This is a genomic window from Pantoea sp. X-Soil-ISGK-355, from assembly GCF_059730805.1.
The window spans coordinates 3,398,021-3,411,777 of sequence record NZ_AP035971.1 but is presented as its reverse complement, the minus strand read 5'-3'; the positions used below and the strand labels follow the sequence as shown (position 1 = coordinate 3,411,777).

The 13,757-nt window shown below is 56.0% G+C and carries 12 protein-coding genes; 10 read left to right on the top strand and 2 right to left on the bottom strand.

Features of this window, described 5'->3' with window-relative positions:
• Positions 1-5: 5 nt before the first annotated feature.
• Complete coding sequence (locus AC6I8J_RS15635) at positions 6-1,070, bottom strand: LacI family DNA-binding transcriptional regulator (RefSeq protein ID WP_222924986.1); 1,065 nt, start codon at positions 1,068-1,070, stop codon at positions 6-8.
• Positions 1,071-1,293: 223 nt separating this feature from the next.
• Here AC6I8J_RS15635 and AC6I8J_RS15630 point away from each other — a divergent pair, with 223 nt between their 5' ends.
• Entirely contained in the window at positions 1,294-2,604 is a 1,311-nt protein-coding gene (locus AC6I8J_RS15630; RefSeq protein WP_161732713.1) for an MFS transporter, read from the top strand.
• A gap of 10 nt (positions 2,605-2,614) precedes the next feature.
• Positions 2,615-4,978 carry a glycoside hydrolase family 31 protein gene (locus tag AC6I8J_RS15625; RefSeq protein ID WP_497825551.1) on the top strand — a complete coding sequence of 788 codons (2,364 nt, stop codon included), beginning with the start codon at positions 2,615-2,617 and terminating at the stop codon, positions 4,976-4,978.
• Between the two features lie 359 nt (positions 4,979-5,337).
• Here the strand turns inward: AC6I8J_RS15625 and ftnA are convergent, their stop codons facing one another.
• Entirely contained in the window at positions 5,338-5,844 is a 507-nt protein-coding gene (gene ftnA, locus AC6I8J_RS15620) for a non-heme ferritin (protein WP_033733871.1), read from the bottom strand.
• Positions 5,845-6,334: 490 nt separating this feature from the next.
• On the opposite strand from ftnA, the gene AC6I8J_RS15615 reads away from it, so the two are divergent.
• From AC6I8J_RS15615 to AC6I8J_RS15580, 8 genes are all read left to right on the top strand, one after another.
• Entirely contained in the window at positions 6,335-7,003 is a 669-nt protein-coding gene (locus AC6I8J_RS15615; protein ID WP_161732709.1) for a nucleoside recognition domain-containing protein, read from the top strand.
• Positions 6,993-7,466, top strand: coding sequence for a YjiG family protein (locus AC6I8J_RS15610; RefSeq protein WP_161732707.1), 474 nt, complete (start codon positions 6,993-6,995; stop codon positions 7,464-7,466). Before AC6I8J_RS15615 ends, AC6I8J_RS15610 begins: the two co-directional genes overlap by 11 nt.
• Positions 7,467-7,470: 4 nt before the next feature.
• Positions 7,471-8,574: an amidohydrolase gene (locus tag AC6I8J_RS15605; RefSeq protein WP_161732705.1), complete on the top strand. Its 1,104-nt coding sequence runs from the start codon at positions 7,471-7,473 to the stop codon at positions 8,572-8,574.
• 292 nt (positions 8,575-8,866) lie between these two features.
• Complete coding sequence (gene prfC / locus AC6I8J_RS15600; RefSeq protein WP_222925452.1) at positions 8,867-10,453, top strand: peptide chain release factor 3; 1,587 nt, start codon at positions 8,867-8,869, stop codon at positions 10,451-10,453.
• 257 nt (positions 10,454-10,710) lie between these two features.
• Positions 10,711-11,325 carry a molecular chaperone OsmY gene (osmY, locus tag AC6I8J_RS15595; protein WP_497825550.1) on the top strand — a complete coding sequence of 205 codons (615 nt, stop codon included), beginning with the start codon at positions 10,711-10,713 and terminating at the stop codon, positions 11,323-11,325.
• Between the two features lie 96 nt (positions 11,326-11,421).
• A complete protein-coding gene (locus AC6I8J_RS15590) occupies positions 11,422-11,583 on the top strand; it encodes a DUF1328 domain-containing protein (protein ID WP_003848537.1) in 162 nt (53 codons plus the stop codon).
• 221 nt (positions 11,584-11,804) lie between these two features.
• Positions 11,805-12,857, top strand: a complete 1,053-nt coding sequence (locus AC6I8J_RS15585) for a patatin-like phospholipase family protein (RefSeq protein WP_497825549.1) — start codon at positions 11,805-11,807, stop codon at positions 12,855-12,857.
• Positions 12,854-13,651: a TatD family hydrolase gene (locus AC6I8J_RS15580; protein WP_497825548.1), complete on the top strand. Its 798-nt coding sequence runs from the start codon at positions 12,854-12,856 to the stop codon at positions 13,649-13,651. Before AC6I8J_RS15585 ends, AC6I8J_RS15580 begins: the two co-directional genes overlap by 4 nt.
• Positions 13,652-13,757 lie beyond the last annotated feature (106 nt).

The following is a 13,757-nucleotide window of genomic DNA, read 5'->3' as shown; positions in this document are numbered from 1 at the left end:
CCGGGTTAATCATAAAGGCCATGCTGCTGAACCGGCGCATGGCTGAGATTATCGCGGATACGGCGCACCGACTCGCGCACCACCAGCCTGCCGTTCAGCAGCAGGCTGCCGGTGGGTGTGCCGGGATTCAGCCGCATCTCCTGCAGCATTCTCACTGCCGCTGCGCCCAGCTCATCACGTGGCACCTGCACCGAGGTCAGCGGAATATCGTGGATAGCGGCCAGGTTAAACCCATCCATGCTCATCACTGAAATATCCTGTGGCACCCGTAATCCGGCCTGCTCCAGCGCAGTGACGGCCCCTGCGGCGATGTAATCCCCGCTGGCGAGAATCGCCGTCGGACGCAGTGCGTCAGGGCAATGGCGCAGATAGTCACCCAGCCGTTCCGCCGCCTCATTGCTGCTGAAGCTGTTCAGGGTCAGCAGGTGCTGGCGGCTGTCGAAGCGCAGATTCATGGCGTGCCAGGCGTCGCGCACCCCCTGAAGACGCTGCTCCATGGTATAGCGGCGCAGGCAGTGCAGCGACAGGATCTGGCGGTGTCCCTGCTCAAACAGATAGCGCGCGGAGAATTCACCAATCAGCTGATGATGCGGCGAGACTGAAGGCAGGCGCATCCGGCGATCGCGGGCGTTGATCAGCACGCAGGGCTTGTTCATCTCCGCCGCCAGCTGATGAATATGCTCATCATCAATGCCGATCAGCAGGGCGGCTTCGGTCTGCTGCATCTTATCGATAAACAGCGCGGCATCACTTTCCACCTCTTCCAGCGGACAGTAGCGCAGCCGCACCTCATGTGGCTCCACCGCCTGGCTTATCCCCTGAATCACCTTGTAGTAGAAAATGTCACTGCGTACGTCAAAGGCGCGCGGCGGGGCGAAGACCATCAGGTTATTCAGCAGCAGGCGACCGCTGTGCAGGTTATCCAGCACGCCCTGCTGCTGCGCCACGGCCAGCACTTTGTCCCGCGTCGCGGGTCGGGTATTCGCTTTCCCCGCCAGCACCCGCGACACCGTACTGATCGAGACACCGCTCAGCGCCGCAATCTCACCGATTTTCAGCCTTTGTTTCATTCTGTGATCGCCTTCAAATCTGCTCATGAAAAATTTTTCATAGTCTGCTGAATCGCGTCAGATAAGCGTTTCAGTGCCATTTTCTGTCGGGATCCAGCCTGCCATGAAAACTGTTGCAAAAAAGTGGCTGTACCCACGTTTCGCACTTTTCTAAGTTCGATAAAAGGACACGCGGTACGCCAGCAGGCGGTGTGCGTCATCAATGGCAATCAGGAGTGGCACAATGAGCCTCGAATCAACAACCAAACCCATCAGTGCGTCACGCACGGTGCGCGTGATTAAAAATTTACGCTGGTGGATGCTGGGAATGTTTTTGCTGGGTGTAACCGTCAACTACATCACCCGTAATTCCCTCGGCATTCTGGCACCGGAACTGAAAACCAGTCTGAACATGACCACCGAACAGTATTCGTGGGTCGTAGCCGCATTTCAGCTCGCCTATACCCTGTTTCAGCCGATTTGCGGCTGGCTGATCGATGTAATCGGACTGAAGATGGGCTTCCTGATCTGCGCGCTGATCTGGTCGGTAACCTGTCTGCTGCACGCCGGAGCGGGAAGCTGGCTGCATCTGGCGCTGCTGCGTTTTGTCATGGGGGCTTCCGAAGCGGCGGCTACGCCCGCAAACGCCAAAGCGATCGGTGACTGGTTTCCGAAAAAGGAGCGTCCGGTCGCGGCGGGCTGGGCAGGTGTCGGTTTTTCGATTGGTGCGATGCTGGCGCCACCGATTATCTACGTTGCCCACATTACCTTTGGCTGGCAGGGCGCATTTCTGCTGACCGGCGGCCTGGGCCTGCTGTGGGTAGGACTTTGGTGGTGGGGCTATCACTCGCCAGAAAGCCATCCCCGTCTTTCCGATGATGAACGCGCTTTTATTAATCAGGACAACGAGGCGATCGGTGAAAAGCTGCCGTTCTTCACTGCGCTGAAAGTGATTGGTAAAGAGAAGAAATTCTACGGCATCGCCATTCCGGCCTTTCTGGCTGAACCCGCCTGGGCGGTGCTGAGCTTCTGGGTACCGCTCTATCTTGCCAACGAGCGCGGCATGGATCTTAAACAGATCGTGATGTTCGCCTGGCTGCCATTTCTGGCCGCCGACCTCGGCAGCGTTGCCAGCGGCTATCTGACCCGAATCTATGTGCGCTGGTTTGGCATGACCCGCGTGAATTCCATTGTTGCAAGTTCGGTGACCGGCGCACTGCTGATGGTCTCACTGGCGCTGATGACGCTGGTAAAAGATCCCTGGCTGGCTATTGCCCTGATCTCCGTCGGCGGCTTCGGTCATCAGGTGATCTCCTGCATGCTGAGCGCGCTGGTAGTAGAGCGTTTTGATCGCCGCCAGATGGCTACAGTCAACGGCATGCGCGGCTCCTGCGCCTGGATCGCCAGCTTTATCTTCTCGCTGATTATCGGTGTGACCGCCGATACCATCGGCTTTAATCCGCTGTTTGTGGCGATGGGCTTCTTTGACCTGATCGGTGCCGTTTTCCTGGTGATGCTGATCGCCGAACGCCGCCAGCGCCCTGCTAACCCATAAGGATATCGCGATGAAAACCCTGAAGAACTGGACGCTGCATCAGCAGGCCGATCACTTTGTTGAACTCAAGGTCGACGATCGACATTTCCTGCGACTTTATGTACTGGAAGAGAAGCTGATGCGTGTGCTGCTGAAGCGCGACGGTGATCTGGCGCTGAACCGCACCTGGAGCATTGCGCCTGAGCATGATGTGCCCTGGCAGGGACGTGACCGCGAGACGCTGGATGGCTTTACGCTGCCCGCATTTCAGGTGGATCACGATGCGCAGCAGCTGCGCATCAGCACACCACAGTTGCGGGTGACGGTGCATCAGCCGCTCTGCCTGAGCTGGGAGCAGTTTGATGGTGCCAGCTGGCAGCCGCTGACCGCCGATCGTCATACCGGTGCCTATCTGCTCAATGCGCACGGCGACGGCGTCGAGCACTATCAGCGTCGTCAGCCGCAGGATCGGGTGTATGGTCTGGGCGAGAAGAGTGGCGACCTGAACCGCGTTAACCGGCGGTTTGAGATGCGTAATCTCGATGCGATGGGCTATAACGCCGCCAGCACCGATCCGCTCTATAAACATATTCCGTTAACCCTGACGCAGCGCGATGGCGTCAGCTTTGGCCTGTTTTATGACAACCTCAGCAGCAGCTGGCTCGATCTGGGGAATGAGCTGGATAACTACCATCTGCCTTATCGCCGTTACCGCGCCGAGGCGGGCGATCTCGATTACTACATGATGCTCGGGCCGACGCTGCTTGATGTCACCAAAGCCTTTGTGCGCCTGACCGGTCGCACGCTTTTTCAGCCAAAGTGGAGCCTGGGCTACAGCGGTTCTACCATGCACTACACCGACGCGCCGGACGCACAGCAGCAGCTGCAATCCTTTATCCGCCTGTGTCGCGAGCATGAAATTCCCTGCGACTCGTTCCAGCTCTCTTCCGGTTACACCTCGATCAATAACAAACGCTATGTCTTCAACTGGAACTACGACAAAGTTCCGAATCCCAACGCGCTGAGTGATGCCTTTCATCGTGCCGGAATGAAGCTGGCGGCCAACATCAAGCCCTGTCTGCTGCAGGATCACCCGCGTTACCAGGAAGTGGCGTCACAGGGGCTATTTATTCGTGACTCGGAACAGGATCGCCCGGAGCGTTCGGTGTTCTGGGATGATGAGGGATCGCACCTTGATTTCACCCATCCGCAGGCGGTGCGCTGGTGGCAGGAAAATGTCACGCAGCAGCTGCTGGAGAAGGGCATTGATTCAACCTGGAACGATAACAACGAATATGAGGTGTGGGATGGCGAAGCGCGCTGTCACGGTTTTGGTCAGCCGATCGCCATCAAGCATATCCGCCCGGTGATGCCGCTGCTGATGATGCGCGCCTCGATGGAAGCGCAGCAGCAGTTTGCGCCAGACAAACGTCCTTATCTGATCTCCCGCTCCGGCTGCGCCGGGATGCAGCGTTATGTGCAGACCTGGAGCGGCGATAACCGCACCAGCTGGCAGACTCTGCGTTACAACATCCGCATGGGGCTGGGGATGAGCCTGTCCGGGCTGTTTAATGTCGGACACGATGTCGGTGGCTTCTCGGGTGATAAGCCGGATGCCGAACTATTTGTGCGCTGGGTTCAGAATGGCGTAATGCATCCGCGCTTTACTATCCATTCGTGGAATGACGATCACACCGTGAACGAGCCGTGGATGTACCCGGAGGTCACGCCAATGATCCGCGAAGCGATCCGCCTGCGCTATCGTCTGATGCCTTACCTCTATAACCTCGCGTGGCAGGCCAGCGCGGAAGATGAGCCGATGCTGCGTCCGACCTTCCTCGATCATGAGCAGGATCCACAGACGTATCAGGCGTGTGATGACTTCATGCTGGGACGCGATCTGCTGGTCGCCAGCGTCGTGGAGCAGGGCGCGCGCAGCCGTGAAGTCTATCTGCCACGCAACCAGGGCGGCTGGTATGACTGGCACAGCGGCAAGGCGTTTGCGGGCGGCGAAACGGTTACGCTGGATGCGCCGCTGGATCGGCTGCCCTTGCTGGTGCGAGCCGGTGCGATCATCCCGCTGGGCGAATGCGAAAGCACCACCGATGCGCGACGCGACAGGGTGCGGCAGTGGCAGTTATGGCCCGCACCGGAAGGTGTAACCACTCAGGGCGAAATGTTTGACGATGATGGTGAGAGCCATGGCTGGCAGCAGGGCAATGCGTTGTGGCTGAGCTGGACGTTGTGCAGCAGCGCGAGCCGAATCGACCTGACGGTGGAAAAACGCGGCGACTATCAGCCTGCCTGGCGGGAGATCGCGCTGTTACTGCCTGCGGGTGAACGTCGTGAGCTGTGGGTGAACGGCGAGAAAGCGGCGAGTTACCGGCTGGAATAGCGGTGGCGTGATGGCCGTTAGACGGAAATAAGTTCGGCCCCGGAAAGGGGCCGACGAGGAAGCTGGCAAAAGCGGGTCCGCTGCCAAACCGTGCCTGCACAGGAAATACGGTCAGATCGGAAAGACGCTCAAGCCAGTCCCCGGGCGCTCTACCCGCGTGATGACGCACCTCATCCCTGAGGTGCGCCCGTAGCCGGACCAACGCGTTGCGTTGTTCCGGCTACGGGCGTTTTTGTCCCTGGCGCGGGACGCTTTCCTCCTCTGACCATATTTCCTGCTATCCTGGCTTTATCATTGCTTCCAGATAACTGATTAGGGAATTGTCAGTGGTCTTAATCGGTTGAGCGGCCCGAAAAATATTATTCTGCGTGGTTTTCGGTGCTCATGCGGCCCAGATCTTTATCGACCAGGAACAGACCGTTGCCGCTGTTGCTGACCAGCGCCAGTTTATCCAGCACGGTTTTGAACAGCTTCTCTTCTTCGTGCTGCTCGGCAACATACCACTGCAGGAAGTTAAAGGTAGAGTAATCCTGTGACGTCATAGCAGCGTGAGCCAGCTCATTGATTTTGCTGGTGATCAGCTGCTCATGCTCCAGCGCCTGCTGCAGGATTTCATTCAGCGAGGTGAAAGAAACCGGTGGCGCAGCGATAGTGCCCAGCACCGGCATCGCGCCGGTATCGCTCAGGTAATCAAACAGACGCTGCATATGCTGCATCTCTTCGCGTGAATGCATCTTCAGGAAGGAAGCGGCACCCTCAAAGCCTTTGTCGCTGCACCAGGCGCTCATTTGCAGATAAAGATTGGCAGAGAAGAATTCCAGGTTCAGCTGGTCGTTTAAACGCCCAGTCATTTCAGCAGTCAGCATGGCCGAGTCCTTTTAAGAAGATGTTAAATAAACAGGTGGAAGCGGTGAATTATGCATCATACATGTTAGTAAAGTGAAGCCTTTTCCGCAAAATAAGCTAATTTATCTGATTGATTTAAATAGAATTATTTCGGAAATTGAATGCGAGCAATTCTCATTCTGTATCACGGCTATCAGGCAACAACGTCAGGCGAATCAGCACCATGATAGTGCGGGCGATGGTTATTTTGCTGGTGCAATAAGTCGCTGTAACAGACGAAATATTCGCAATCTGATGCCGTCCCGAAAATATCACCGGGTGGTCTGAAAAATAAATTTCAGAGCGTGATAAGAGGTATAGCGTGGATTAAATGTCCTGCGTGTGGAAATAAGGTGTTAACAATCTCTCTCTTAGCGGCTCTGGCATAAATCCTGCTTAGAACTGAGTTCCATATATTGAAACTTGCTACGGCAGGGAACAGGCGGCAGACCATGTTATCAGGAGAAAGTAATGTCAGATGAGAGTGTGGTTAATCCGGTAAAAATGACGGCGACCAGAGGCAGTTATATCGCATTAATTTTTGCCATTCTGTTTTTCTCAGGGCTGTTTTATAACGTCGAGGGCCTTAAATGGCTGGGGGCGTTTGACTTCACTACGCTGGGCGGCAGCTTCGGCACCATGAAAGATCCCGCCAGCAACACCTTTGTCGGCGCAGGCGGACTCAGTGCTAAAGCGGGCTTCCTGTTTGCCCTGTCGCTGACGCCCACGGTAATGCTGGCGCTGGGCGTGCTCGAAATCTTTACCCACTATGGTGCGATTCGCGCGGCACATCGCTTGCTGACACCGCTGCTTAAGCCGCTGATGGGCCTGCCGGGCCGTTGCGGTCTGGCGTTAATCACTGACCTGCAAAGCACCGACGCGGGCGCGGCATTAACAAAAGAGATGGCTGATCAGAAACTGATTGGTAAAAAAGAGCTGGTGGTGATGAGTGCCTGGCAATATTCCGGTGCGGGATTAATCAATAATTACTTCGCCATCGGTTCAGCGCTGTTCGCCTCTATGACGCTGCCGATTATTATTCCGCTGTTATTAATGTTCGTGCTGAAATTTATCGGTGCGGCAATAACGCGCGCTGTGTTAAACAGTGTTTATAAGAAGGATTTTGCCGATGGAAAATAAAATTGCGACCTGCAGTAATCCGTTCGATGTGTTTGTGACTGGCGCACGCAAAGGCTTTCACATCGCCATTCACAACCTGATGCCGAATGTGGTGATGGCCTATGTGCTGGCGGAAGTGCTGAACCTGCTCGGTATTATGCAGTTCCTTGGACATGCCTTTGCGCCGGTGATGGGGCTGTTCGGCCTGCCGGGCGAGGCGATTACCGTGCTGCTTACCGCCTGGCTTTCATCGTCGGCGGGCACTGGCGTTGCGGTAAGCCTGCTGACCAAAGGGCTGCTGACCGGCGCGGATATTACTATTCTGGCACCGGCGATTTTCCTGATGGGATCGCAACTGCAATATATGGGGCGGCTGCTGGGTGTGGCCGATGTGCCCAAAAAATACTGGCCGCTGCTGATGCTGGTGAGCATCATCAACGCGCTGATCGCGATGTCTGTTATGCGTCTGTTTATTCAGGAGTAACGCTGTGTCTAAGGTATTAGAGCATTATCACTATCTGCACGAAATTCCGGAGCTGGGCTTTCAGGAGATAAAGACCTCGGCCTACATCGCCGATCAGCTGGAGAAAGCGGGCCTGAAGGTAACGCGCAACATCAATAACACCACCGGCATCGTGGCGGAGATCGACAGCGGGGTGCCGGGGCCGGTGCTGGCGCTGCGCGCGGATATGGATGCGCTGGGGCACATCATTGATGGCGTGCCGTGTGCGCGCCACACCTGCGGTCACGACGGTCACTCTTCGGTCGTGCTGACGACGGCGACGGCTCTGCTGCAGGAGGGCGTGGTGAAACGTGGCCGGCTGAAGATCCTGTTCCAGCCCGCCGAGGAGCTGGGCGCCGGTGCGCTCTCAATGATCGAAGGCGGCGCACTGGATGATGTGGAGATGATTCTGGGCTTCCATCTGCGTCCGCTGGAGGAGTGCGTGGTCGGCCAGGCAGTGCCTGCCGTGCTCTACTCCGCCTGCAGCACGCTGGAAGCGACCATCAAAGGCCAGCCCGCCCATGCGGCGCGACCGCATCTTGGCATCAATGCGCTGGATGCGGCCGCGCAGGCGGTTCAGGCCGTCAATGCCCTCCATCTGTCCCCGGGCCTGACATGGAGCGTCAAAGCGACCCGCTTCCTGTGCGATGCGGGTGTCACCAACTCGGTACCGGATGAAGCCCGCGTGGTGTGGGATCTGCGTTCGCAGGAGAACGGGCCGATGACGCAGCTGAAAGAGCAGGTCACGCGCGCCATTACTCACAGCGTCGCGGCACTGGGAGCCACCGCCGAGGTTCGCGTGCTGAAAGAGATGCCGGCTGCCGAGATTGATGATGACGCGACGGCGGTGATCCGCGCGGCCATCGTTGAAGTGCTGGGTGAAGAGGGCGCACTGCCGACCCGCACCACGCCAGGCAGCGAGGACTTTTTCTACTATCCCGTGAAGCGTCCGGGTGTGAAGGCGGGCTTCTGGGGGCTGGGCACCAACCTGACGCCAGGGCTGCATCATCCCGATATGCGTTTTGATCTCAGCTCGCTGGAGATTGGTGTGCAGATCTTCAAAGCCTGCGTCAGAAAAGTACTGGGATAACAGAGTGGGGGCGGGTGCAGACCCGCCCGACGCTGTTGCCGCCTCCGCTATTCTCCGATTCTCCGCTCCTGAAATCCTGCCCCTTCCCTGTAGGCCGCGCGCGCAAAATATTGTATGCTATGCCGCCTTAAAGCTGACCAGGTAACCGGACTTCACGCCAATGTAACTTCGCGCTGACCCGCCAACGATGAAAGATCGTTTTTGGCACCGTTTACCCGCCGGTAAGGTTCTGCCGGCCACCGTGATTTATCAGCAGCGCCAGTATGTTGCGCTGCCTATTGAGAAGAATTCCATGTCTAATCCCTTTTTAGAAGAGGTGGCACGCCGCCGCACCTTCGCGATCATTTCGCACCCGGATGCCGGTAAAACCACCATTACCGAAAAAGTGTTGCTGTTCGGACAGGCTATCCAGACCGCCGGTACCGTAAAAGGCCGTGGCTCTAACCAGCACGCCAAGTCGGACTGGATGGAGATGGAGAAACAGCGTGGTATCTCTATTACCACCTCGGTGATGCAGTTTCCTTACCGCGATAGCCTGGTAAACCTGCTGGATACCCCAGGTCACGAAGATTTCTCGGAAGATACCTACCGTACGCTGACCGCCGTTGACTGCTGTCTGATGGTGATCGATGCCGCGAAAGGCGTTGAGGATCGTACCCGCAAGCTGATGGAAGTTACCCGCCTGCGCGATACGCCGATCCTGACTTTTATGAACAAACTTGACCGTGACATCCGTGATCCGATGGAAGTGCTGGATGAGGTGGAAAGCGAGCTGAAAATTGCCTGCGCACCGATCACCTGGCCAATCGGCTGCGGCAAGCTGTTCAAAGGGGTTTATCACCTCTACAAAGATGAGACCTATCTCTACCAGACCGGTAAAGGCCACACCATTCAGGATGTCCGCGTCGTGAAGGGGCTGAACAATCCGGACCTCGACACCGCAGTCGGTGACGATCTGGCGGCACAGTTGCGTGAAGAGCTGGAGCTGGTGCAGGGTGCATCGCACGAGTTTGAGCAGGAAGCCTTCCTGAACGGCCAACTGTCGCCGGTCTTCTTCGGCACCGCGCTGGGTAACTTTGGCGTAGACCATATGCTGGATGGCCTGGTGGCATGGGCGCCACGTCCGATGCCACGCGATACAGACACCCGCACGGTAGAAGCGAAAGAAGAGAAGTTCACCGGCTTCGTGTTTAAGATCCAGGCCAACATGGACCCGAAACATCGCGACCGTGTGGCCTTTATGCGTGTGGTCTCCGGTAAATATGAAAAAGGGATGAAGCTGCGTCAGGTACGTACTGGCAAAGATGTGGTGATTTCCGATGCCCTGACCTTTATGGCGGGCGACCGTTCACACGTTGAAGAAGCTTATCCTGGCGATATCATCGGTCTGCATAACCACGGCACCATACAGATTGGCGACACCTTTACGCAGGGTGAAAACATGAAGTTCACCGGTATTCCGAACTTCGCGCCAGAGCTGTTCCGTCGTATTCGTCTGCGCGATCCGCTGAAGCAGAAACAGCTGCTGAAAGGGCTGGTTCAGCTGTCGGAAGAGGGTGCAGTGCAGGTGTTCCGTCCGGTGCATAACAACGATCTGATCGTGGGCGCGGTCGGGGTACTGCAGTTCGATGTGGTGGTGGCACGTCTGAAAAGCGAATATAACGTCGAAGCGATCTACGAAGCGATTAACGTCTCAACGGCGCGCTGGGTTGAATGTGACGATGCTAAAAAGTTTGAGGACTTCCAGCGTAAAAACGAAGTTAACCTGGCGCTCGATGGCGGTGATAATTTGACTTATATCGCGCCAACCATGGTGAATCTTAATATTACCCAGGAACGTTACCCTGACGTCCGTTTCCGTAAAACACGCGAGCACTAATCGCCTGTTTCCGGGCCATTCCAGCAGGGAATGGCCCTGATTTCCTCGCTCCAGACTCCTCCTAAAAAAACCTTTTTTCTTCTGTTTTGACGTGTGATCAACCAGTTAGCCAGGCAAATCGCAAAATGCCGTCTATGATTATTCTATCGGACGGCGGAAGAGACTTCTCTTGTCCTTACGTCCTGTAACGCAGCGGCATATGTGCCTCTGTTTCGCCCACAGTTTTGGGTGAGTTAACTGATAGAAGGAAGATATCGATGAACAAGACTAAGATTGCTAAAACCCTGATGGCCGCAATGATTGGCTCAGCACTGATCAGCGGCAGCGCACTGGCTGACGAATCTATGTCGCAGAAAGCGTCACAGACAGCCGACAGCGCGGGTTCGAAAATCGATAGTTCTATGAAAAAAGTCGATGGTTATATGGATGACAGCGGCATCACCGCTAAAGCCAAAGCGGCACTGGTGGATGACGACGCAATTAAAAGCACGGATATCTCGGTAAAAACGCATAGCGGCGTCGTGACCTTAAGCGGTTTCGTCACCTCACAGGATCAGGCTGAAAAGGCTGTGGCAGTGGTGCAGAAAATCGAAGGTGTTAAATCCGTCAGCGACAAACTACACGTCAGAGACAGCAAAACCTCTTCAGTGAAAGGTTATGCCGGTGATGCCGCTACGACCAGCGAAATTAAAGCTAAGCTATTAGCAGACGACATTGTTCCGTCGCGCAACGTAAAAGTTGAGACCACCGACGGTGTTGTTCAGCTTTCAGGGCATGTTGCTACTCAGGCACAGTCAGATCGTGCAGAAAGCATCGCGAAAGCCATTGAAGGCGTGAAAAGCGTTAAGAATGACCTGACGGTTAAATCTTAAGCTTGCGTGCGGTCACTCTGGTGACCGCATGGATAAAAGATACCCATCCGGGGATTAAATAAGCAGTTCGATTTTAAATAGGGTAAGGAGAGGCTTATGTTTCGTTGGGGCATTATTTTTCTGGTGATCGCACTGATCGCTGCAGCGTTAGGTTTTGGCGGTTTAGCGGGCACAGCAGCATGGGCAGCTAAAGTTGTCTTCGTCGTTGGTATTATCCTGTTCCTCATCAGCCTGTTTACCGGCCGTAAAAAGCTTTAGCCGATGAGTCCTGCAGCGTAATGCAACGCAAAGCATAGAGCGGAGACCAGTCATCTGTAGCGACTGACGTGAAGAGAGGGACACCTTCACATCGCTGCGATGGCAAGCCAGTTCAGCTGGCCTGCCGGTTAAAGGAATAGATGACTGGTTCTCCGGAATGCTGCTGTCTTTAACGGATCCCTCCTCCAGCATACCCGGAACCCTTTTTTGAGGTTCGCACAGTGGGTATACGCATTCCCGTCACACTCGGCGCCATTGAACCTCTGGCCCTGACACCCTTTAAAGCTCAGAAAATTGCCCTGGTCTGTGAAGGCGGCGGTCAGCGCGGCATTTTCACCGCAGGGGTACTGGACGAATTTCAGCGCGCCCGATTCAATCCTTTTCAGCTGATGCTTGGCACCTCTGCCGGTGCACAAAATCTCTCTGCCTTTGTGTGTGGTCAGCCCGGCTACGCCCGTCGCGTGATTACCCGCTATACCACCAGTAAACTCTTTTTTGATCCGCTGCGTTTTGTGCGCGGAGGCAATCTGATCGACCTCGACTGGCTGATCGATATCACCCGCAGTGAATTTCCGCTGGCGATGAGCAGTGCAGAACAGCTGTTCTCCAGCGGTCGCGAGTTTTATATGTGCGCCTGCCGCAGCGACGACTATTCGCCCGGCTACTTTACGCCCACCGCCGACAACTGGCTGGATCTGATCAAAGCTTCCAGTGCGATTCCCGGTTTCTACCGGCTGGGCGTCAATCTGGAAGGGATCAGCTATCTTGATGGTGGCATCAGCGATGCGATTCCGGTGCGCGAAGCAGCACGTCGCGGTGCGGATACGATTGTGGTGATCCGCACAGTGCCATCGCAGATGTTCTACACCCCAAAATGGTTTAAACGCATGGAGCGCTGGCTCAGTACTGGCGCGCTGCAGCCGATGATCAACGTGCTGAACAAGCATGAGCAGAGCTATCGGGAAATTCAGCAGTTTATTGAGAATCCTCCCGACGATTTGCGCATTATCGAAATTTTTCCGCCGCACGTGCTGGCCAGCAGTGCCCTGGGCAGCCGGGTAGCCGCGCTGAATCAGGATTATCATCTGGGACGGCGCTGTGGTCGCTATTTCCTCGCCACGCTAGGCCAGTGGCTGAGCGATGCTGAACCGATGATGTCAGCGCGCATCGTCACCCCGCCTGCGCCGGTCGCCAATGCACCGGATACCCGATTGATTATCACGCCGCCGCTGGCGGACAATGATGCGGATTACGACAAAGGATCGCTGGCATGACGTTTATCGATACGCACTGTCATTTCGACTTTCCGCCTTTCGAAGGGGATGTTGCCGCCAGCCTGGCGCGCGCCGCGGAAGCGGGCGTGGAGAAGATTATCATCCCGGCAATTGATGCCAGCCGGTTTGAGCGCGTCTGCGCACTGGCTGCTGAACACCCGCCGCTTTACGCGGCGCTGGGCCTCCACCCTATCGTCATTGAAAATCACCTTGAGGCGCATCTTGAGCAGCTGGAAACCTTACTGCAACAGCGGCCACGTAAGCTGGTGGCGATCGGCGAGATCGGGCTGGATCTCTATCGCGACAATCCGCAGTTTGATAAGCAGCAACGCTTTCTTGAAGCACAGCTGAAGCTGGCGAAACAGTATCAGCTGCCGGTAATCCTGCATTCGCGGCGCACCCATGACAAGCTGGCGCAGATTCTGCGTCGTCTCGATCTGCCGCGCCGTGGTGTGGTGCACGGTTTTGCAGGCAGCCTGCAGCAGGCGCAGGCCTTTATTAAGCTGGGTTATGCGATTGGCATTGGCGGGACCATTACCTATGAACGCGCCAGCAAAACCCGTCAGACCGTAGCACAGCTGCCGCTCTCTTCGCTGCTGCTGGAAACCGATGCACCCGATATGCCACTGCAGGGCTTTCAGGGCCAGCCAAACCGCCCGGAACGGGCGCGTCAGGTGTGGGAAGTACTCTGCAGCCTGCGAGAAGAGTCACCCGAAGAGATTGCCGATGCGCTGTGGCACAACAGTCAGCAGCTGTTCCGGCTCGATCCTGCTTTCCCGGCGCTGCGTAACTGACCGGATCTGCCTCATCAGCGCTTAAATGTGATAATAGTAACATTGGGCCGGCTAGCGTATAATGGCCATCAAACGCTGTTATCTGCGATTTAAGTCACAATGATTG

What these genes read in the sequence shown, in the direction of transcription:
- AC6I8J_RS15610 (WP_161732707.1), top strand. Translation starts at nt 6,993, where the DNA reads ATGGAAAATAAAATTGCGACCTGCAGTAATCCGTTCGATGTGTTTGTG.
- AC6I8J_RS15635 (WP_222924986.1), bottom strand. Translation starts at nt 1,070, where the DNA reads ATGAAACAAAGGCTGAAAATCGGTGAGATTGCGGCGCTGAGCGGTGTC.
- AC6I8J_RS15630 (WP_161732713.1), top strand. Translation starts at nt 1,294, where the DNA reads ATGAGCCTCGAATCAACAACCAAACCCATCAGTGCGTCACGCACGGTG.
- ftnA (WP_033733871.1), bottom strand. Translation starts at nt 5,844, where the DNA reads ATGCTGACTGCTGAAATGACTGGGCGTTTAAACGACCAGCTGAACCTG.
- osmY (WP_497825550.1), top strand. Translation starts at nt 10,711, where the DNA reads ATGAACAAGACTAAGATTGCTAAAACCCTGATGGCCGCAATGATTGGC.
- AC6I8J_RS15590 (WP_003848537.1), top strand. Translation starts at nt 11,422, where the DNA reads ATGTTTCGTTGGGGCATTATTTTTCTGGTGATCGCACTGATCGCTGCA.
- AC6I8J_RS15580 (WP_497825548.1), top strand. Translation starts at nt 12,854, where the DNA reads ATGACGTTTATCGATACGCACTGTCATTTCGACTTTCCGCCTTTCGAA.
- AC6I8J_RS15615 (WP_161732709.1), top strand. Translation starts at nt 6,335, where the DNA reads ATGTCAGATGAGAGTGTGGTTAATCCGGTAAAAATGACGGCGACCAGA.
- prfC (WP_222925452.1), top strand. Translation starts at nt 8,867, where the DNA reads ATGTCTAATCCCTTTTTAGAAGAGGTGGCACGCCGCCGCACCTTCGCG.
- AC6I8J_RS15625 (WP_497825551.1), top strand. Translation starts at nt 2,615, where the DNA reads ATGAAAACCCTGAAGAACTGGACGCTGCATCAGCAGGCCGATCACTTT.